We start from the raw sequence: 20,746 nt of genomic DNA, 5'->3' as shown, positions 1-20,746 counted from the left end.
ATTGGAATAGTGCAAATTTCCAACAATTAGTCAAAAAATGGATAGGCGAAATTCGTCTTATTTTATGCAGAATCAATCAAATCACCAAATTAGCCATTCCCCTACACCCGCTCAATCACAACCGCGTACCCCATTCCTACGCCTACACACATCGAAGCAAGGGCATAACGTTGTTGCGAACGAACAAGCTGATTGACAGCCGCTTGCACAATACGCGCACCTGACATACCGAGGGGATGACCCAACGCAATCGCTCCACTGTTTGGATTGATACGGGCATCGTCATCGGCTAAACCTAGGTTGCGAGAAACGGCCAAACACTGGGCCGAAAACGCTTCGTTAAACTCAATGACGGCCATATCATGAAGACTCAAGCCTGCTTTTTGGAGTGCTTTTTGGGAAGCACCTACAGGGCCAATTCCCATAATTCGAGGCTCGACTCCCACTACTGCCGAACTTACAATTCGGGCTTTAGGAATTAAATTATACCGTTTTACTGCCTCTTCTGAGGCAATAAACATCGCCGCTGCACCGTCGTTTAAGCCTGAAGCATTACCCGCCGTGACCGTTCCACCTTCTTTTTTGAAGGCAGGTTTTAGCTTGGCCAATCCTTCCAACGACGTACTTGGCTTTACAAATTCATCTTTTTCAAAAACCGTCACATTGCCTTTTCGGTCGGTCATTTCGACGGGAATGATTTCTTCGGCTAAAATCCCATTTTGCTGCGCAGCAAACGCTTTTTGCTGCGAACGATACGCAAACAAGTCTTGGTCTTCTCGGCTGATATTGTACATTTCCGCCAAGTTTTCTGCCGTTACGCCCATGGCATCGGTTCCGTACAATTTGTGCATTTTGGGGTTCACAAAGCGCCAGCCAAAACTCGAATCAAACATCTGAGCATCGTTCCCAAATGGCTTTGAGGTCTTTGAAATGACCCACGGCCCGCGCGTCATGTGCTCTACACCTCCTGCGATAAACACATCACCGTCTCCCGCCTTGATGGCTCGATTGGCATGAATCACCGCCGACATTCCCGAAGAACATAGACGATTCACCGTCTCCCCAGGCACGGTATAGGGAAGTCCCGCCAGCAACAACGCCATCCGTGCGACGTTTCGGTTGTCCTCCCCCGCTTGGTTATGACACCCCAAAATCACATCTTCCACTGCCTCAGCAGGAATGGAAGGATTACGTTTTAATAATTCGATAATCGGGAGGGCGGCCAAATCATCCGCTCTTACGGGCGACAAACTGCCGCCAAAACTACCAATCGGTGTACGAATGGCATCTATGATAAATGCGTCTTGCATATAACTATACAATTGTTCTAATAATTAAATAAAAAACCGAAGGGCACAGCAAACACCCTAGACCCGTATAAAAAGTAGCGGTCAGTGCGCCGTAAGGCACCAATTTGGGGTCAGTGGCGGCTAAACCAGCCATAACACCAGCGTTTGTTCCCATGATTCCACCAAAGACCATCGCGGCATGAGGATTGTCTAACCCAATTCGCTTGGCGAGCAAGGGCGTGGCAATAGCCACTACTGTCGCTTTTACGACACCCGTGGCAATGCTCAACGCAATCACCTCCGAACTAGCTCCGATGGCCGCTCCCGTCACTGGACCAACGATGTACGTACAGGCACCCGCTCCAATCGTGGTGAGGCTGACGGCATCGTGGTAACCCATGACCCAGGCCACGCTCAAACCCACAAAAAAAGCAACGACGATGCCTATCATCAACGAAATAGCTCCGACCAAACCCGACTTACGCATCAGCAAGATACTTGCACCAAATGCGGTGGAAACAATCGCAAAGTCGCGAAACATGGAGCCGCCGAGTTGTCCCATTCCCGCCAAAAATTTTACGTCGGCAATGCCTTTTTCCCCACCAGTAATTACTCCACCTACGTAGGCCAACACTAATCCAAAAATGATAGCCACGGCAGGCGTTGGGATTTTTGAGAATAAAAGCCGCTTTGAAACTCGATCGGCGACCATAATGAGTATTCCTACGACCAAAAACGCCACAACCAACCCATTTTTTTCCAAAAACTTGAGAAGGATTTCCATTTATTGTTCCGTTGAAGGTTTAAAGGCTTTGGTTAAATATGGGATGGTAAAGTAGCACAAAAGGACGGGTAACGCTCCCGCCAACACCGCCACTGCACCACTCGAAACGGCGAGTTTGACGTTTTGGGTAGAGGCCATCGCGACAATAATAGGAATGTACATTTGATTCCAAAATTGAATGCCCGATTGGGTCAGCGAATCCAGTTTCCCCTGTTTTTCTAACCAACTGTTGACCACAATTAGCAAAAGCATGGCAAAACCAACGCCACCCACGTTGGCCTCTACGCCGAGCCAACTACCGAGGTATTCGCCGAAAATTTGTCCGACGAGGTAACAAAATGCAAGAAGGGCTACGCCGTAAATGACCATGGGTATTTTTTTGTTATCTGTTAATTGTTAACAGGATGGCAAATCTCCTGTAACTCCAGCCTTCAGGCTGGGGCAACGTAAAAAAACTCCAAAATATGGCTTTAGCCTTGACAAATTCGGGTTCATCAGTCAAGGCTAAAGCCTCATACTTCCACCATATTCTGACTTCCCCAGCCTAAAGGCTGGAGTTAATAGAGTACCCAAGAGGCTAATTATAAAAACAACGGCTTCAAGTCGTTTTTGGTCACTTTGCCCATGGCATTTCGTGGGAATTCATCCACCACTTTGTAGTGACGAGGGGTTTTATAGGCTGGCATTTTCTCCCGAATCCATGTGTTTAATGCCTTCAAGTCTATTTCTTTTCCGTCGGTAATAATGGCAGCGACGACCAGTTCACCCCATTCCTCATTCGGAATCCCAATCACGCTACAATCTTTGATGGCAGGATGGGTTCGGAGCACTTCTTCGATTTCGAGCGCGGATATTTTATACCCTCCCGACTTGATAATATCAATCGAATCGCGACCCAAAATCCGATAATAGCCTTTTTCTTTTACCGCGACATCGCCCGTTTTAAACCAGCCATCTTCCGTAAATGCTTTTTGGGTCGCTTCTGGTCGGCGCCAATATTCCAGAAAAACGTTATTGCCTTTAATTTGAATTTCGCCCGCAGCTCGGCCTTTTACTTCATTTCCTTCGTCATCCACCAACCGAACTTTTACCCCCGCCAACGGTTTTCCGATGTAGCCTGCTTTCCGTTCACCGTCGTATGGATTGCTTATTCCCATGCCAATTTCGGTCATACCATAGCGTTCCAAAAGCGTGTGCGTACTTATCGTTTTCCATTTTTCCATCACCGTGACAGGCAACGCAGCCGACCCCGAAACCATTAAACGAAATTTCGATAGGGCTTCGGTGACTTCTTGTTGGCGTTCGACGGGGAGACTTTCCCAATAGGAAATTAGCTTAAAGTAAATCGTAGGAACGGCCATAAACAGGTTGACTTTACCTGCCAAAAATAGCTCAAACAAGCCCTCCGCCGAGAAAGAAGGCAAAAATTGCACGGTTGCTCCCGACCACAACGCGCACGAAACGACGTTGATAATGCCGTGAACGTGGTGCAACGGCAACACACATACGATATGGTCATTTTCGCTCCATTTCCACGATTTTATCAAGGTCGAAATCTGAGCTTCGAGGTTTGCGTGGGTCGTAACGACTCCTTTGGGCAGGCTTGTTGTACCACTTGTGTATAAAATCATGGCACGACGGCTCTTTTCCAACGTCGGTAAACCCTCACTTGATGAATTGACGGGGCTTTCTTCTCCCAAAACAATCAGGCGAAGCCCTTTTTCCTCCACCCATTCTTTTAGCAAAGCGACGTATTCAGGGCCGACTACCACTATTTCGGCTTGGGTGTCTTCAATTACGTACTGCAACGATGGCAACGGATAGGTAATACACAAAGGCGCCGCGACACCGCCCGCCAGCCAAATCCCCCATTGCACCCGTACATAATCAAAGCCTGGAGAGACCATGAAGGCGACGCGGGTTTCCTTCAAGTCATCAGATGACTCAAGGAGTTGGTGCGCAAAAGCCCTTGATGCGTCGATTAACGCTTGGTAGTTATAACTTTCTCCTCCTGCAACAATCGCCTCTTTTGCAGGATTTTTAAGTGCATTCGCCGTGATTTTCAACATTTGAGTTTTGGCTTTAGGCATCTTTTATTTTTTTGTGTCAAAATAGAACGCAGATACTACCGTAACGCTGATTATCACGGATTTGTAGTATCTACGCTTCCTCATCACTTATCTCTCCTCTCTTATCGCTCTTAAGAAAGTTTTATCTCAAAAGCAGCACTTGTCTTCGCTTTTACTTCTTCTAAGCTTACGTTTGGTAATAATCCCGTCAGGGTGAGTTTCCCATTTGGAAATTCAAATACCGCCAGTTCAGTAATGACCATATCAACGACCCCCGATGCCGTGAGGGGCAAAGTACATTGAGGAACAATTTTTGAGGAGCCATCGGGGTTGGTATGGGTCATAGTAATGATGAGTTTTTTGGCACCTTTAGCCAAATCCATCGCACCACCTACGCCAAGTAGGGGTTTGCCAGGCACGGCCCAATTGGCTAAGTTAGCTGCCTCGTCCACTTCAAGCCCGCCCATGATAGCCACGTCGATGTGACCACCGCGAATCATCGCAAACGAATCTGCACTATCAAAATAACTACTTCCTTTTAAAGCAGTTACGGGAATTTTTCCCGCATTGACTGGGTAGTCCATTGCTCCACCCCCATCGGCGGGAACAGGGCCTACGCCTAACATACCATTTTCGGTATGCAAAATAATGCCATGCTCTTCGGTAATCAAATCGGCTACGAGGGTCGGAATGCCTATTCCAAGATTTACCACATCGCCATTTTTGAGTTCAGCCAATGCGCGTTTGGCCATGTTCATCCGACTTTCGTCCACTTTCTTGGAAGACGAAACCGAAGCCGAACTACCCAAATCTTCCAACGTAAGTTTGGCTTCCACCAAATAATCAACAAAGCAACCAGGAGTATGCACAAACTCAGGGGCAATCTCTCCCACGGGCACAATTTCCTCTACTTCCGCAATCACCAAATCGGCAGCGGTTGCCATCGCTTTATTGAAGTTGTTTTCCGTCATTCGGTACTGCAAATTACCTGCGGTATCGGCCCGCCAAGCCCGAATAAACGCTACGTTTCCTTTGAGGGCTTTGATAAATACTTGCTCTTCCCCGTCAATGATTTTCGTTTCTCGCCCCTGCGCAATCAGCGTCCCCGCCGACGTAGGCGTATAAAACCCACCAATACCCGCCCCACCTGCCCGAAGTGCCTCGGCAAGCGTTCCTTGAGGTAACAACTCATATTCCACCACTCCTGACTGAGCTGCTTTGACGGCATCGGGGTTTGAAGTAAAAAATGAACCTATCATCTTTTTGAGTTGGCCATTTCGTAACAAACGTCCCCCTCCTAGGCCAGGTTCACCTGTATTATTTCCAATAAAGGTAAGGTTTTTAGTGCCAATTTCGGCCAAAGCATGCATCAAATGCACGGGATTGCCCGTCATACCAAAACCACCTTGGAGCAAAATATCACCTTCTTTGACCATACTAGCCGCAGTATGAAGGTCTATTATCGGTACTTGTTTCATATCGTTATGCGAGAAATTTGTATATTCGTAAAAAAAACAGACTATGATTACGCTACGCCCAATTGACGAAGTGATTGACTTTATTACCTCATTTCCAGAACCACAGCAAATCCTTGATTATAAAGCCTCCCCTGCTCTACAAGAGCGTGTAGAAGACTTAATTTATAAAAAGAAAACTTCTGAACTTAGTTCAGAGGAAACACTCGAATTAGAACGGTACCTCTTACTTCAGCATATCATGATTATGGCTAAAAAACGAGCCCAAAAGCAACTAAATTCATGAACCGTTACATTCCTGATTCACTCAAGAAACAAGTAATAGAAAGGGCTAACTATCGTTGCGAATATTGTTTACAACCCGACTTATTTGCTTACATCGCCCATCAAATTGACCACATCATCAGCATAAAACATGGAGGCCAAAACAATTTAGACAATTTGGCTTATGCTTGTTTTCAGTGCAATATCAATAAGGGTAGCGATATTGGAACTATGCTTCTCCCTGATAGAATTTTTATTAGACTCTTCAATCCCAGAGAAGATAATTGGCACGACCACTTTGAAATCGACAACGGCGTTATTTACGCTAAAACCACCGTTGGGCAAGCCACTATCAAAGTACTAAATCTCAACGACATTAACAGAATCATTGAAAGAAATGATTAATTAATCATCCAACAATTCCCCCATTGGGACGGGTGGTGCGCCACTGCGACGCCGCGCGGGCAAGGGGGCTAGCTTCAAAAGGCAGCCCAACGTAGTTTTCGGCAATCGTTGTGGCGTATGCTTTTGAGATACTGATGTAATCAAATTTCGCTTTTTGTAGGTGGTACTGAAACGACCCGTGCTCGTCTTGCTTGTGAAAAAGTGTCGTCATAAAGTTGGAGAAATCTTGCGCTCTCCATATTCTTTTCAACGCAATCGTCGAATAGTCGTCCAACATTTTCATGGAGTTGTTTTTGTAAAAATTCACAAATCCATCCACCAAATGTTTTACGTCGGCAACGGCTAAGTTTAGCCCTTTTCCGCCCGTCGGAGGCACAATATGAGCTGCGTCCCCTGCCAAAAACAACCGCCCTGCCTGCATATTATCGGTAAAGAAGCTACGCATCGGGGTAATACTTTTTTCAAATATCGGTCCCGACTTCAACGTCCATCCTTCTGTACCCAGACGAATTGACAACTCTTCCCAGATACGATCATCTGACCAGTTGTCAACGTGGTCGTCGTTATCGACTTGGAGATACAAACGACTTACTTTGTCCGAACGTAAGCTGTGCAAGGCAAAGCCATTTTGGTGATAGGCGTAAATCAGTTCTTCCGAAGATGGAGCTACGTGTGCCAAAATACCCAACCAGCTAAATGGGTACGTAATTGAAAACTCATTGAACGAACCCTTAGGTAACGTTTTCCGACCTACTCCGTGAAAACCATCGCAAGCCGCCACAAAATCGCACTCCAGAACTCTAGCTTCGCCTTGGTACTCAAAGTGAATTTTGGGCGATGCTGTATCAAAATCTTCAATTTTCGTAGCGGAAGCCTCAAAATATAACTCACCTCCACCTACCAACCACGCATCGGTAAGGTCTTTTACTACCTCTTGTTGGCCGTAAATGGTGATATTACGCCCTTGTGTCAATTCTCCAAAAGGAATACGAATGCGTTTTCCATCAAAATTCAAATACACACCGTGGTGTTCTTGTCCTTCTCGAACAAGGCGGTCGGCCAAGCCCAAGTGCTTGTAAATATCCACGGTATTTTGTTCAAGCAACCCTGCTCTTACTCGGGCTTGTACATACTCACGGCTACGGTTTTCGAGAATAATCGACTCTATGCCATGTTTACGGAGCCAATGAGCAAGCGTCAGACCCGCAGGCCCAGCTCCAATAATACCCACTTGGGTTTTGATATGCCCAGCCCCCTTGCCCCCAATGGGGGAATTTATCTTTGCCATAATTTTGATTCAAACAAGTATATTAAAATGGTAAAGTTTAATACTCACTCTACCTTTCCCCTATTGGGACGGTCCGCCACGCGGTCGGACCCTCGCAGGGTTAGGGGGCTATTTAACACCTCCTCTGCCGTGTGAAATGCCTCATTGGCAGCGGGTAAACCACAATACAAGGCGGAGTGCATAATGACCTCTTTGATTTCGGCCACTGAAACGCCATTATTCAAAGCCGCTTTGACGTGCATTTTAAATTCTGCTTTGCGATTGAGGGCTATCAACATCGCCATCGTAATCAAGCTCCGATTATGCTTCGACAAATCGGGGCGTGTCCAAATTTCTCCCCATGCATATCGGGTAATGAAATCTTGAAAATCAACATTAAACTCATTGATTTTGGCCGTTGCACGATCTACGTGTTCATCGCCAAGCACCGTTCGACGAACGTGAAGCCCCCTAGCCCCCAATGGGGAAAAATTAGTGTTACTGGTAAAAAAAGAAATCAATGTTTCAGCATATTCTTTGGGTAATTCGGTACTGGCTAAATGGCGCGCATGGAGGATGTGGAGCGTGGCGTTGGGAATGTGATTGACCAGAAACTGCGCTTGTTCTACGTTTGTCACAGGGTCTTCGTCACCCGTAATGATCAAGGTTTCTACCGATAATTGGTGGAGTTTTTCTCTAAAATCGGCATCACGAATTGCTTCACAACACTTCGAGTAGCTTTTGATGTTGCTCCGTAAAAACATCGCTTTGGTTTTAGCGACTCGTGCTGGATTGGTTTGACGAAAGGATTCCGTAAACCACCGCTCCATCGTATCGTCGACGATAGCCTGCATTCCATTTTTGGAGATGGTATCAATTCGACTATTCCATCGTTCATCGTTTCCAATTTTAGCTCCTGTATTGCTCAAAACTATTTTTTTGAAACGTTGTGGATGATGTATTCCCAACCATTGGCCAATCAAACCGCCCATCGAAAGTCCACAGTAATAGGCTGTTTCAATGTTCAACTCATCCATCAATTGAATGACTTGTTCCCCTAACTCATCAATGGTACAGGAAGTAGCTTCATCATGCGTGTCTGGGGGGCTGGTATGGTAGCGTAACACCCTAAAATAAGGCAGCAAATACGGCACGAGCTCGTCCCACATCATCATTTCTGACCCTAGCGAGTTTGAAAATATCAAAACAGGGCTATTGGGTGTACCTTGTAGTTGGTAGTTAGTATTCATTTTCATACATGGGTTGTTTTTTCTCACAAATTTCCACAGATGAAATACCCACAGATTTTTTCCGTGTCCTTCTGTGTGGATTTAATCCGCGTTTATCTGTGTGCAACAATTACACTTGTCGAAGTACTTCGTCAATTAATTCCAAGCTCAATCCAATTGAATTTTCTGGCTTAAAAAGTTCCTCTAAATCAAGCAAATCCAATTGAAGTTCAAGCAGGATTTCTTTTAAATGTTTCTGCTGATGAATAGCCGTTTTGCACGCCTTTTCCACCAATTCGTGTGCCTGCATTTTGCCCATCTTAGGCGCCAACGCCAAAGACACATTTTCGGCATAAATCAGTCCTTTTGTCACTTCTAAATTGGCCAACATTCGCTTTTCATCCACTTCCAAACCACTCACCAACTCCAAAGCACGTTCGACCGAACCTGCCGTTAAGGTCATCAATTCTACCAAAACTTCCCATTCAGAATGCCATAATCCCGCCGAGCGCTCGTGTTCTTGGGGCATAGCCGAGAGAATCGTTGCCACTAAGTGCGGGGTTCGGGTGGCATTGGCTAGTAAGGCAGCGCACGTTACTGGATTACGTTTATGGGGCATCGTGCTTGAGCCTCCTTTCCCCTCTCCTACCCCTTCATAGACTTCCCCTACTTCGGTTTGCATGAGGAGAGAAACGTCCTTTGCAATTTTCCCAAGACTTCCCACCAAAATTCCGAGGACGCTTGCCCACTCAGCGAAACCGTCACGTTGGGTTTGCCACGAAAAACTAGGCGTTAAACCTAACTCCTGGGCCATTGTCTGGTGAACTGCTTGGTTAATAGACGCATTTCCGCTACCCACGGCTCCACTTAATTGTAGCTTCAACAAACGAGGCTGAGTCTCAGAAAGGCGGTTTTGTGAGCGTACAATTCCCTCCAACCACCCTGCCGTTTTTAATCCAAACGTAATGGGTCGGGCTTGCTGAAGTAAAGTCCGACCAATCATCAAGGTCGAACGGTGTTTTTGAGTTAAAGCTACCAACAACTGACGTAATTGATTGAGTTTTGACTCCAACCACGCCAAAAACGCTTTGATTTGAAGCACCATTGCCGTATCGACAACATCCTGACTGGTGGCACCCAAATGCACCATTTTTGAGGCTTCAACGTCGTTGTTTTTAACAATACGCGTGAGTTGTTTTACCAACGGAATGGCCGCATTTCCCCCTAATTTAATCTCAGTTTTTAGCTTTTCTAGGTCAATCAAATGCGCGTCGCAACATTGGGCAATAATGGTGGCGGAAGTTTCCGAAACAATCCCATTTTTAGCTTGAGCTTGAGCCAAAGCCGCTTCAAAACGCAGCATCTCTGCAATGGTGTTTCTGTCAGAAAACAACCCATTGACTTCGGTCGAGTAAAATGTTTCGGAATATAGAGACATACTTTCAATACCAAAGAGCTAAATATCAAAAAATACGGTCTCGTTTTCGCCTTGCATCCAAATGTCAAAATGGTAACCGTTGGCAGTTTTAGCCGCTATCAACGTAGAGCGGCGTTGTTCGGGAACGACGTTGAGCACCTCATCTTTAGAATTTAATTCTGCCTCATCGGCAAAGTACAAACGAGTGTAAGAGTGGATCAGTTGTCCTCGCATAAATACGATGATGCTTAAATACGGCGCTTGTCCATTGACCGAAGTAGGTTTTACGGTATGAAAAATAAAACGATTTTGGGCGTCGGTTCCTGTACCAAAACGGCCAAACAACTGTTTTTCTCCGTCATTGTGCCACACTTCAATCATCGCATCTGGAATCACAACTCCCTCACCATCAAACACTTTTCCAGTGATGGTAATTGCTTCTTTTTCGTCGATAGGATTTACCATTTGGTTCCCTGCCAACTGCTTAAAATCGTATAAATATTGCTCGGACGAAAGGCCGTAGGCAAAATAAGGGCCAACCGTTTGAGAGGGCGTTTGATAGCCCCCTAACCCCCGATGGGGGGATTCATTTGATGTATTTTCAAGCATTGAAGTTTCTTTTATAGATTAATCATAGTTCCCCCATTGGGACGGTACGCCGCGCGGGTTAGGGGGCTTGGACGTTTTGATTGTGACCTCTTAACACAAAATCAAAACGATACCCCAAGGCAAAATGTGGTTCCGTAATGCTCAAATCAAATTGAGAAATAAGCAACTCCCGACCCTTGGGCGGCACACCCAAAAAGATGGGATCATATTGAAGTAGCGGGTCTCCTGGAAAATACATTTGAGTCACCAAACGATTGGTAATATTTGCCCCAAACAACGAAAAATGAATGTGGTTAGGCCGCCAAGCGTTGTAGTGGTTTCCCCACGGATATGCCCCTGGTTTAATCGTATAAAATTTATAATTCCCGTTTTCATCCGTCATACAACGACCCGCACCTAGAAAATTGGGATCAAGTGGCGCATCGTGTTGGTCAACTTTATGCACGTATCTTCCCGCCGCGTTGGCTTGCCAAATTTCGATGAGTGTATGCGGAATCGGCTGTCCATTTTCATTTATAACCCGACCGTGAACTACGATACGTTCTCCTAATGGCTCGCCATTTTTTACGGAATTTTTGGTCAAATCATGGTCCAAAGAGCCTAAGTTAAAATCTCCAAAAAGAGGCCCCGTCAACTCGTTCAACGATTGTTTAATCACCACCAAAGGCTTTGTAGGCGCTCTCAGAACCGTCGATTTGTAATCAGGCGACAAACGAGGCGGATGTACCTCTTCATCAAATCGGTTATAAATAATATTGCTCATGTTGTGCAACGGTTGGGAAAAATATCTGCTTAAAGGACACAACAAAAGTAGCGGGAAGGTGAAAGATTATCTTGGATAAATCAAAATATAACTTGTACAAAACAAACATTTTTTGGTTAAATTTGTACAATACATTCCATTCTTTACATGCGTCTGCTCTACCTTCTCTTTTTACTCTCACCTATATGGGCGTTGGCAACAGGACAAGCCCCCGACCGCTTAATTTGGCAAGGAGATACTTTACCTTTGTACACTCATCCGTTAAGCTCTCATCCGACTTTTAAACAACACTCTAAAACCCTTTTTGGAACACCACAAGCCCCTTTTAACACGAGCTGCTGGCGAGGATACATTGCTGAATGGGAAATACAACATGATACGCTCTTTCTCGTCAACATCTACACCTGTGATTATCCTAGCAATAAAACCAAAGCTGATTTAAACGCTCTATTTCCTAACCAACTCATTCGTGAAAAACTCCCAGCAACCTGGCTCTCAGCTCCTTTGTTAGTACCTCAAGGCAAATTACTGTATTACACTCAATCGTACATCGCTATCCATGAGAAGGAAATAGAATTGACGTTAAAAAAGGGCATAATCGCTCATTTTCAAGAGTTTGACAACTCCAAAACCCAGCTTTCGGTGTATGCAGAAAAGAATGATAGCCTACTGAATTATGTTTACAGCCACATCAATTGGCAGTTATTGCCCGATTTACCACAACCCGTCAAGGTTTTTGCCGAAATTCTCAGCGGCTCTCGCCCGTTTCCTGACAGCGTCCTCCTGTTAAAAAAATCTCAACAGGCTATCTTCGACAATGAAGCACTGCGCGTTTTAACGTCCATTCCGTCTTGGAGTTGTTATTATAAACGGGGAGTTCCCTACCCGATTGGCTATTATTTTGTTGTCATTTTTGACGAGAATCGTCGAAAAAAATACGCAAAACCTTAACTTTTTAAGCTTGTAATTTTCAAACATTCATTATGCAAAAGGCATTAGTCCATTTTAAAGGGCTTTACGGCGACAACCCTCATTCTCTTTTACCCAACTTTATCCATTTTGAAGCCCTCGAAACTCGGAGTAAAATATACGATTGGGAAATCAAAGAACACTTGCATACGGATTTGTTTCAGGTATTTTTGATTAAAAGTGGGGAAGGTTTGCTTGTTTCTGAACAAAAAGAATGGGCGCTTACGGGGCCTTGCATGGCAACCATCCCCGCGCATAGTCTTCACGGTTTTGTGTTTCAACCCAACATCAACGGTGAAGTGCTGACATTTTCCGACTCTTTTTTGGAGGGATTATTAAAAAACTCCCCCAAAACATTACTAGAAATCAATCATTTACGAGTACTTTCATTTGATGAAGATTTTGAAACATTTGAGCGACTCATGGGATTTAAAAACCTCATTGTAAAAGAATTATACGAAGATTTTGTCGAAAAACAGGTAGTTTTACAGTCGTTGTTTCAACTCTTTTTTACGCACCTTTACCGTTTTTCTCTTCGACTAAGCAGCGCTTCTACTTCGTCCGACAATCGGACATTACGTTATTTTCAGCTTTTTCAAAAAAGCATTCGGAAGTCGTTGCAAGAATCAAAGTCTATTCATGAATATGCCGAAGAGTTGAATATTACGCCTGTCCACTTGAATCGTATTTGTCAGGCGATTGTCCAAAAATCAGCTTTACAGATTGTCCATGAACATCTGATTAATGAAGCAAAAAAATACCTCCTTAATACGAATTACTCGATTTCGGAGGTTTCTTATTTTCTAAATTTCAAAGACCCCGCGTATTTTACACGGCTTTTCAAAAAAATAACCGGAGTTTCTCCTAGTGAGTTTCGGAAAAATTGATAGCATAATAACCTTTATATGCTATCAATTTCTATCACGAAAAGTATCTTTATGTCTCTTATTAGGTCTAAATGACTTTACTGTATGGAAAAGAGAAATACAAAGCAAGAGGGCAACCTGTACGATAAAATCGTAAAAGAAAACATAGAGAGCATTATTCCTGCCTTGATGAACTCTGTATTAGGCTTTAAAGTAGCCAAAGCCGAAATAATCAGGGAAAAATTACAGCAAACCAAAGAAAAAGAGGCTGATGCGTTGCGAGTTGTTACTGACCCCAATGGCCAAAGGTTCATTCTACATTTAGAATTTCAGGTGGATAATTACCTAAAAATGGCCTACCGCATGGCCGACTATTGGATTTTGCTCAAATCCAAATACCAATTGCCCGTTCGGCAGTTTGTTATTTTCATAGGAAGTGGCGAACCAACAATGAAAACAGTTTTAGCTGATGACGGCAACTATTTTCAGTTCAGCATCATCAACATTACTCAATTTGACTACCTTCGATTTCTGAACTCAAACAATCCCGAAGAAATCATTTTGGCAGTTTTGAGCGATTTTGGCCAAGAAAAACCCGAAAACGCCCTCAATCAAATCATTCAAAAATTGGCCGAAACCAAAACCGATCAAACTTCGTTTCAAAAATATCTACGGCAGTTGCGAGTTTTGTCTAAATTGCGTAAGTTAGATGGCAGCGGCCAACCGTCTAAAATTTGACGATATGATACAGAACATGGCTAAGTATATTGATGAAGATAACGATTATCTGGTCATCAAAGCAAAATCAAAAATTGTGGAGAACCTGATTAGAATGGGGAAGTTATCATTAAAAGAAATTGCTGATATAGCCAATGTAACAATTGACTTTGTAATTGCTATACAACAAAAATTATCTACCGATAAGTAATTGAGTGTATGTTGTACATGCCCAAAAGTCCCCCTATATCTGTTTTTCAGATTATCAAAGTATTTTCAAGCTCTTGCCCGTCAAATGATATAGCAGGTATTTCATAGACCCAAAAACTCCTCTTCTGTCATTTTAAAATCCTCAGCAAATTTCACTGTCATTTTACCCTCCAAAATACCTGATTCGTTGCTTCTGGGTACTCAGTATACCACAAAAATGTACTTAACTAACCCGTTTTGACGAAATATACATCGTTATCACACCCGCGATGATGGTCGGGACGGAAAAAATCAGGAAGTTGGTCGTCATTGAGAGTCCCATGCCAATCAGGACGCCACCCAACAATGGGCCAATGATTCCTCCTAGACGCCCCGAACCGATGGCCCAACCTACGCCAGTTGTTCGAAATTCGGTAGGGTACATCCGCGCCGCTACGGCATAAAGCCCCACAAAACCACCTTGGATGCCAAAACCAATCAGTCCAAAAATAACCAACAACCACGAAGACCCTTTGAACCACCCAAAGGCGACCATCAGTACACCCGTCAAAATCAGAAATGTGCCTATGGTACGTTTTAGGCCATATTTACTTGAAAAATAGCCTTGAATGACAATCCCCACAAAAGCACCAAGATTAAAAACTGTGCCCGCATAAATCGCCAACTCCATCGAAAGTCCAGCGTTGGTAGCGAGTTTCGGAATCCAATTGGTCAAAAAATAAAGGGTAGCAAACGCCATAAAAAGCGCCCCCCACAGTTGAAACGTCGGCAGTTTAAACTCTTCCGTCAACATCGATTTGAACGACACCGCTGCTTGTTCGGCAGGTTTTGTTGGAAGTTGAGACAACCTAGTTACCCCCATTTTATCCAAAATCTCGTTGGCTTTACCAAGGGCATTGGAAGGTTGTGCTTTAAAGTAAAAATCAAGCGACTCCGACAACAAAAAGTGAATCAAGGGCACCGACAGTGTAGTGAAAAAACCTGCCAATTGAAACATCGTACCCCAACCCAATTGCGGTATTACTTTCGCTGCAACTAACCCCGACAACACCGCCCCAATAGGGTAACCCGAAATCACAAAACTTACCCAAAAATCTTTGGTTTTGTTTGGGGTGTATTCGGCCGTCAGCGTAGCGGTACTTGCCAGCATCGCCCCAATCCCTATCCCACTAATGAGCCGAATAACTACCAAAAACTCAATGGATTGGGCAAAAGATGTACTAAAAATGCTGATTCCCATCAGTACAGCACTTAACAAAATCATGTTTTTACGGCCAATCACATCTGCTTTAGGAGCCAAAAACATCGCTCCCAAGGTCATCCCGACCAAGCCAGCGCTAAAAACAATCCCGAGGGCTTCGGGCGTAATTCCCCATGCTTTTACAATGGCAGGTGCGGTGTAGGAAATTACCATTACGTCCATGCCGTCGAGCATGTTCATCAACAAACAAATAAACACAGTCGCGTACTGCAACCGTGTCATTTTATTGGAATCAATGTGTTCTTTTATATCAAACGTCATTGGGAGATTGGTAGGCTAAGGGCTTAAATAGATGTATTCCACGAAATAATTGGACATAGCTTCGCAAAAATAGAGGTTTTTTCAGAGACCCATCACGCAAAATCAATTTCCTTTTGTGCAAAATCAATCTACATCAACAACCTCATCGCTTAAACCGATACAAATATGGAGCTTTGTTGGCAGCACCTGTGTATTTTTTTTGAAGGCGTTCCAGCACGTTTAAATCAAGTATTTTCTTCTGGAAGTTGTTGGTGGCAAATGGCCGATCATACACTGCCTCGTAGAGTTCTTGGACTTCTCGCATCGTAAATGTTTCGGGCAGCAGGTTGAATCCAATCAACTTCTGGTCAAGGTTTTGGCGAAGAGCATCGAGTGCACAAGTGAGAATCTCATTGTGGTCGTGCATCATTTCGGGCACTTCTTTGATGTTCATCCACTCCAAAGAGTGATCAAGTTCGCCAATTTGCGGGTTTACTTTACTGATTTCGACCAGCGCATAAAATCCAATACACACAAATCGGCTGGTAATCCATTCGGCATCTGCTTCGTTGTACTTTTGGCTGAGATGAGTGAGGAGCAATGCTTTGTACTTACTATCTATTATTCTGTTTTCATGCCCAAAAACACGAAATTGTTCCAAATAAATATTTTCAAGGTGGGTTCGCTCGTACAAAATTCGGCTTGCCGCTTTTTCAATCCCTTCGGTTTTTAGAATAAATCCCCCAGGTAAGTTCCAAATGTTCTCTCCAAGTTTTGATTTCGCTATCAACACCTTCAATTCTTTGTTTTCATAACCAAAAATCACACAGTCTATCGAAAGATGCGAGATGTACTTTTCAGTGCCAAATTTCCTCATGGATTCAAAAAATTTAGGCACAAAGGTACACCTTATCCCAATACGTTAGCACCAATTAAATGTAATTATAAAACGAAATTATAAAACTTATTACATATATTATCTTTTTTTTAGAAAATAATAAAAAGACTATTACCTTTGCCTCACCAATCTATGTTTCAGTCTCTCCCCCCCCTTTCTATGAAAAAATCCTTGGTTTCATTACCTTCTACTAAAATGGCCTTTACGGCCGTTTTAAGTCTTTATTTTTCGTTTGCCTCGCTGGCGCAAACCAAATCGGACACCACCAGTTACATCCAGACGTTGGACATTACTTCGGGTAAAATAGATACTGTTTTGGCTATCAAAGCCCACTTTGAAGCTCCCAATTGGCATCCAGACAACTACCTGATTCTGAACAGCTATGGCAAGCTACATACGCTAGACTTGGCCTCAAAAAAGCTAAAAGAGCTCTATACGGGCTTTGCCACAGCCTGCAACAACGACCACGGGATTTCGCCTGACAAAAAGTGGTTGGCTATCAGTCACAACGACAAAAGCGACCCTTCTCCCAAGCGCTACAAATCAGCCATTTATGTCCTTCCTGTAAGTGGTGGTGAGCCTCGTAGAGTTACGTCGGAAGTAATGTCGTTTTGGCATGGATGGAGTGCTGATGGCAAAACCTTGGCGTACTGTGGCGAACGCAATGGAAACTATGACATTTATTCGATTGGTATAGATGGCGGGGCAGAAAAAAGATTAACCAACAGCGAAGGTTTGGACGATGGCCCCGATTATTCGCCCGATGGGAAGTACATTTATTTCAACTCCTACCGCACAGGTCACATGCAAATCTGGCGGATGTTGGCCGATGGTTCTCAGCCTGAGCAACTAACGTTTGACGAAAACTCCAACTGGTTTGCCCACCCTTCCCCTGACAATCAATGGATTGTGTATATTGCTTACACCTCTGATGAAAAGCAAGCGCATTTGTTTGGTAAGAATGTAAAACTGCGTTTGATGAATCTGAAAACCAAAGAAATCAAGGATATTACACCTGTTTTTTACGGAGGACAAGGCACTATCAATGTGCCGTCGTGGAGCCCAGACAGTAAAAAAGTTGCCTTTGTAAGTTATGCGGTGAAGTGAAAGAATTATGATATTTTCACATAATTAGCGCGGATATTGTGATTTTTTACACATATTTCTTACTAATTGTTGTGTATTACTCAGTTATAAACACATAGTACATACAAGCATTTTACATAGTAAACAGTAGTGCTTCTACATTTTCTATGGTGTATTTATCTAGCTATGTGGTAAGTAAAACCCTCAATCATAAAATCAATGAAAAACGACAACTCATCCAGAAGAAAGTTTTTACAGCAAATTGGAGCTACCAGTTTGGTGACTGCTTCGTCGCCTTTTGCGTCGTTGGCCGCCCAGCAAAAAGCCGAAGAACGTATCTTACAGTATGAACGCCCCTTTGCAGCCAACGATAAAGTCAGAATTGGTGTAATCGGTTACGGAGTCCAGGGGCATTTTGACTTGAATACCGCCCTCAAAGTCCCTGGGGTAGAATTGGCAGGAATTTGTGACTTATACCCTGGCCGTCTCGACAACGCCAAAGAACAATACGGCAAAGACCTCTTCACCACCCGAAATTACAAAGAGCTATTAGCCAAAAACGACATTGATGCTGTATTGATTTGTACCCACGACGTATGGCACGCCCGTATGTCGTTAGACGCCTTGGCCGCTGGCAAACACGTCTATTGTGAAAAACCGATGGTGTATAAAATCAGTGAAGGGTATCCTGTCATGGCTGCCGCCAAAAAATCGGGCAAAGTGTTTCAGGTAGGAAGCCAACGGGTGAGTAGCCTTGGGTACGCCAAAGCCAAAGAACTATTGGCAGCGGGAGAAATCGGGAAGCTCAACATGGTCAATGCCGTTTATGACCGCCAAAGTTCGATTGGGGCATGGGAATACACCATTCCAAAGGACGCCGATGCCAGCACCACCGACTGGGAAAAGTTTATCGCTATTACTGGTCAAAAAATGCCTTACGACGGCAAAAAATTCTTCTGGTGGCGGGCTTTCAAAGAAGTCGGCACAGGCGTAGCAGGCGATTTATTCATTCACTTGTTGAGTGGTACGCATTTTATGACCAATTCCAAAGGCCCCGAGAGCATTTACAGCACAGGGCAGTTTAGCTATTGGAACGACGGACGCAATATGCCTGATGTGATGTCGGGGGTGATGCAATACCCCAATAGTCCTGAGCACCCCGCCTTTCAACTCACCCTGCAAGTGAACTTTATCAGCGGAACGGGTGGCCAAGAAGTGATCCAATTAGTTGGTTCGGAAGGCGTGATACAGGTGCAGGGCAACAATATTACCATTAAACACAGCCTCATACCCGAAGCTCCTGGCTTTGGCGGCTATGATTCGGTGTTTACTTTTTCAAAAAGCATGCAAGACGAAATGCAAAAGGATTACGATGCTAAGTGGACACCCGAACAACGCAAACGGAAAACCAAAGAAGACATCGTTTTCAAAGCTCCTGCGGGGTACAGCGACCATTTAGACCATTTTACCAATTTCTTTGACGCCATTCGCACAGGTAAACCCGTTGTAGAAGATGCCGAATTTGGTTTCAGAGCTGCCGTGCCTGCCTTGGCTTGTAACGACAGTTATTTTACCAAAAAAATTGTAAAGTGGGATCCTGTGGCTATGAAATTGAAGTAGCGTTTTGACGTAATTTGGACACAGATGTTCCAACACAGATTTTGTATCCGTGTCATCTGTGTTCTCCATTTTTAGACCTATATAATTTTGAGAAAATCATGATAAAATACCTAACCGCACTCTTTGTAACTATTTATCCATTAGCAAATTACGCACAATCAAATACCGATTCGGCGGACATTATCGCACTACTCGAAAAAGAAGCCGCTACTTGGCGAGCAGGCGATGCAAAAGCCCATGCCGATTGCTGGGCGATACGACCTTACAGTCGCATTTTGATTTCGACAACCGAGGCAAAAGTGATTGATTTAGACCCCAACTTTATGCTCAATCCTCCTTCCAATATGCTTGGAAATGGTGGGCGTGCCATCCTGACCAATCATAAAATAGGCATTACGGGCAACAGCGCTTGGGTAAGCCACGACGAAGAATCAATTTCAAAAGAAGGAAAAAGCACTTACTCCTATGAAGTGCGGCTTCTCGAAAAAATCAACGGAGCTTGGAAACTCGTGGGGCAGTCGGTGCATCAGTATAAGAAGTAAGACCTCAAATATCATTCACTTTTTCGCCCGCTGGCTTCACTTTCAATGCCTTTTTAGTTACTTTCAAGTCTTTGAAATAGCCTATGGTCGCAATATCTACCCATAGGGCAATGGACCCACTCTTAGTTTTACCCAACATTTTATCCACGATGAAAGTAGAATATTTGGCATTGTTGATAAATAACTCGGCAGTTTCACCATTTACTTCTATTCGCATCGTAATCCATTCACGCAAAGCTACGGGAACCGCACCTTCGTATTTACCAGGTGCATCTTTGCGAAGTTTGTCAAATTTGTGGTCGGGATAAGCATAATACTGGACTGTATGATTTCTTGCCCCTTGGTCACTCACTCTACCAACTCGAGGACGCAAATAAATTGACTCAAAAGCCTTGTCGTTTTCGCCAATTCTGAACGCTACGCCAATAAACCCTGCCGCTCCTGCAAACGGCGAAGGATTCTGAATATCCGAATACATTTTCACTTCGATGGTACCGTTGTCAAAATCAACATCGGTGAGTTTAGCATAAGTAGGCTCATCAACGGTTGAACCTAAATTTTTCAAATCAAAGGGCAAAGCCTTCAAATCTCGTTCAATTTTTAGCGCTTTTTTGCCCTGAAAATCTACGATTGAACCCGTAACGTTCTTTAATTCAAAGGTTTGTTTACCCAACTGCAGTTGTTGAGCGAAAGTGCTGCTCGAAGCAAGCAAAAGTGAGAAGAAAAGTAATTTTTTCATGTTGATTTGTTATGGAGGTGTAACAAA

General features: G+C 44.0%; 22 protein-coding genes. 9 read left to right on the top strand and 13 right to left on the bottom strand.

The genetic code is table 11. The features are described from left to right. Positions 1-101: 101 nt before the first annotated feature. The 5 genes from pcaF to K339_RS36810 form a co-directional block, all read right to left on the bottom strand. Positions 102-1,310 carry a 3-oxoadipyl-CoA thiolase gene (pcaF, locus tag K339_RS0128350; protein WP_028526623.1) on the bottom strand — a complete coding sequence of 403 codons (1,209 nt, stop codon included), beginning with the start codon at positions 1,308-1,310 and terminating at the stop codon, positions 102-104. Positions 1,311-1,314: 4 nt separating this feature from the next. Then, positions 1,315-2,073 carry a malonate transporter subunit MadM gene (madM, locus tag K339_RS0128345; protein WP_028526622.1) on the bottom strand — a complete coding sequence of 253 codons (759 nt, stop codon included), beginning with the start codon at positions 2,071-2,073 and terminating at the stop codon, positions 1,315-1,317. After that, positions 2,074-2,442 (bottom strand): malonate transporter subunit MadL, encoded by a 369-nt coding sequence (gene madL / locus K339_RS0128340; protein WP_028526621.1) that lies wholly within the window; start codon positions 2,440-2,442, stop codon positions 2,074-2,076. A 212-nt stretch (positions 2,443-2,654) separates the two neighbouring features. After that, positions 2,655-4,142 carry an acyl-CoA synthetase gene (locus tag K339_RS0128335; RefSeq protein ID WP_028526620.1) on the bottom strand — a complete coding sequence of 496 codons (1,488 nt, stop codon included), beginning with the start codon at positions 4,140-4,142 and terminating at the stop codon, positions 2,655-2,657. Positions 4,143-4,273: 131 nt separating this feature from the next. Continuing rightward, positions 4,274-5,620 (bottom strand): 3-oxoacid CoA-transferase, encoded by a 1,347-nt coding sequence (locus tag K339_RS36810; RefSeq protein WP_084332342.1) that lies wholly within the window; start codon positions 5,618-5,620, stop codon positions 4,274-4,276. A gap of 43 nt (positions 5,621-5,663) precedes the next feature. Here K339_RS36810 and K339_RS0128325 point away from each other — a divergent pair, with 43 nt between their 5' ends. Together K339_RS0128325 and K339_RS0128320 are read left to right on the top strand one after the other, a co-directional pair. Continuing rightward, a complete protein-coding gene (locus tag K339_RS0128325; RefSeq protein ID WP_028526618.1) occupies positions 5,664-5,903 on the top strand; it encodes a hypothetical protein in 240 nt (79 codons plus the stop codon). Further along, positions 5,900-6,286 (top strand): HNH endonuclease, encoded by a 387-nt coding sequence (locus K339_RS0128320; protein WP_028526617.1) that lies wholly within the window; start codon positions 5,900-5,902, stop codon positions 6,284-6,286. The genes K339_RS0128325 and K339_RS0128320 overlap by 4 nt, the downstream gene beginning before the upstream one ends. A gap of 4 nt (positions 6,287-6,290) precedes the next feature. Here the strand turns inward: K339_RS0128320 and K339_RS35115 are convergent, their stop codons facing one another. The 5 genes from K339_RS35115 to pcaH all read right to left on the bottom strand — a co-directional run bounded on the left by K339_RS35115 (position 6,291) and on the right by pcaH (position 11,571). Beyond that, entirely contained in the window at positions 6,291-7,574 is a 1,284-nt protein-coding gene (locus tag K339_RS35115; protein WP_051398310.1) for a 4-hydroxybenzoate 3-monooxygenase, read from the bottom strand. A gap of 44 nt (positions 7,575-7,618) precedes the next feature. Next, entirely contained in the window at positions 7,619-8,803 is a 1,185-nt protein-coding gene (gene pcaDC, locus K339_RS35110) for a bifunctional 3-oxoadipate enol-lactonase/4-carboxymuconolactone decarboxylase PcaDC (protein WP_051398319.1), read from the bottom strand. A 109-nt stretch (positions 8,804-8,912) separates the two neighbouring features. Continuing rightward, positions 8,913-10,220 carry a 3-carboxy-cis,cis-muconate cycloisomerase gene (pcaB, locus tag K339_RS0128305; protein WP_028526616.1) on the bottom strand — a complete coding sequence of 436 codons (1,308 nt, stop codon included), beginning with the start codon at positions 10,218-10,220 and terminating at the stop codon, positions 8,913-8,915. Between the two features lie 18 nt (positions 10,221-10,238). Then, complete coding sequence (gene pcaG, locus K339_RS0128300; protein WP_037302094.1) at positions 10,239-10,808, bottom strand: protocatechuate 3,4-dioxygenase subunit alpha; 570 nt, start codon at positions 10,806-10,808, stop codon at positions 10,239-10,241. Positions 10,809-10,866: 58 nt separating this feature from the next. Then, on the bottom strand, positions 10,867-11,571 hold the full coding sequence (gene pcaH / locus K339_RS0128295) for a protocatechuate 3,4-dioxygenase subunit beta (RefSeq protein ID WP_028526614.1): 705 nt from the start codon (positions 11,569-11,571) through the stop codon (positions 10,867-10,869). A 147-nt stretch (positions 11,572-11,718) separates the two neighbouring features. Here pcaH and K339_RS0128290 point away from each other — a divergent pair, with 147 nt between their 5' ends. The 4 genes from K339_RS0128290 to K339_RS0128275 all read left to right on the top strand — a co-directional run bounded on the left by K339_RS0128290 (position 11,719) and on the right by K339_RS0128275 (position 14,334). Then, positions 11,719-12,522, top strand: a complete 804-nt coding sequence (locus K339_RS0128290) for a hypothetical protein (RefSeq protein WP_028526613.1) — start codon at positions 11,719-11,721, stop codon at positions 12,520-12,522. A 32-nt stretch (positions 12,523-12,554) separates the two neighbouring features. Next, entirely contained in the window at positions 12,555-13,427 is an 873-nt protein-coding gene (locus tag K339_RS0128285; RefSeq protein ID WP_028526612.1) for a helix-turn-helix domain-containing protein, read from the top strand. A gap of 84 nt (positions 13,428-13,511) precedes the next feature. Further along, on the top strand, positions 13,512-14,144 hold the full coding sequence (locus tag K339_RS0128280) for an RpnC/YadD family protein (protein ID WP_028526611.1): 633 nt from the start codon (positions 13,512-13,514) through the stop codon (positions 14,142-14,144). Positions 14,145-14,160: 16 nt separating this feature from the next. Next, positions 14,161-14,334: a hypothetical protein gene (locus K339_RS0128275; RefSeq protein WP_211243856.1), complete on the top strand. Its 174-nt coding sequence runs from the start codon at positions 14,161-14,163 to the stop codon at positions 14,332-14,334. A 222-nt stretch (positions 14,335-14,556) separates the two neighbouring features. On the opposite strand, the gene K339_RS0128270 is transcribed toward K339_RS0128275, so the two are convergent. Then, positions 14,557-15,855: an MFS transporter gene (locus tag K339_RS0128270; RefSeq protein ID WP_028526609.1), complete on the bottom strand. Its 1,299-nt coding sequence runs from the start codon at positions 15,853-15,855 to the stop codon at positions 14,557-14,559. A 142-nt stretch (positions 15,856-15,997) separates the two neighbouring features. Beyond that, a complete protein-coding gene (locus tag K339_RS0128265) occupies positions 15,998-16,711 on the bottom strand; it encodes an NUDIX hydrolase (protein WP_028526608.1) in 714 nt (237 codons plus the stop codon). 180 nt (positions 16,712-16,891) lie between these two features. Here K339_RS0128265 and K339_RS0128260 point away from each other — a divergent pair, with 180 nt between their 5' ends. From K339_RS0128260 to K339_RS0128250, 3 genes are all read left to right on the top strand, one after another. Beyond that, positions 16,892-17,839 carry a TolB family protein gene (locus K339_RS0128260; protein ID WP_028526607.1) on the top strand — a complete coding sequence of 316 codons (948 nt, stop codon included), beginning with the start codon at positions 16,892-16,894 and terminating at the stop codon, positions 17,837-17,839. Positions 17,840-18,037: 198 nt separating this feature from the next. Continuing rightward, positions 18,038-19,438 (top strand): Gfo/Idh/MocA family protein, encoded by a 1,401-nt coding sequence (locus K339_RS0128255; RefSeq protein ID WP_028526606.1) that lies wholly within the window; start codon positions 18,038-18,040, stop codon positions 19,436-19,438. A gap of 98 nt (positions 19,439-19,536) precedes the next feature. Next, positions 19,537-19,980, top strand: a complete 444-nt coding sequence (locus K339_RS0128250; RefSeq protein ID WP_037302093.1) for an endo-arabinase — start codon at positions 19,537-19,539, stop codon at positions 19,978-19,980. Positions 19,981-19,984: 4 nt separating this feature from the next. On the opposite strand, the gene K339_RS35105 is transcribed toward K339_RS0128250, so the two are convergent. Then, positions 19,985-20,719, bottom strand: a complete 735-nt coding sequence (locus K339_RS35105) for a LamG domain-containing protein (protein WP_051398309.1) — start codon at positions 20,717-20,719, stop codon at positions 19,985-19,987. Between the last annotated feature and the right edge of the window lie 27 nt (positions 20,720-20,746).

Origin of the sequence: Runella limosa DSM 17973, assembly GCF_000482465.1 — a bacterium.
GTDB classification, from domain to species: Bacteria; Bacteroidota; Bacteroidia; order Cytophagales; family Spirosomataceae; genus Runella; species Runella limosa.
The sequence above is the reverse complement of the archived record's forward strand: the minus strand, read 5'-3'. Positions and strand labels throughout refer to the sequence as shown.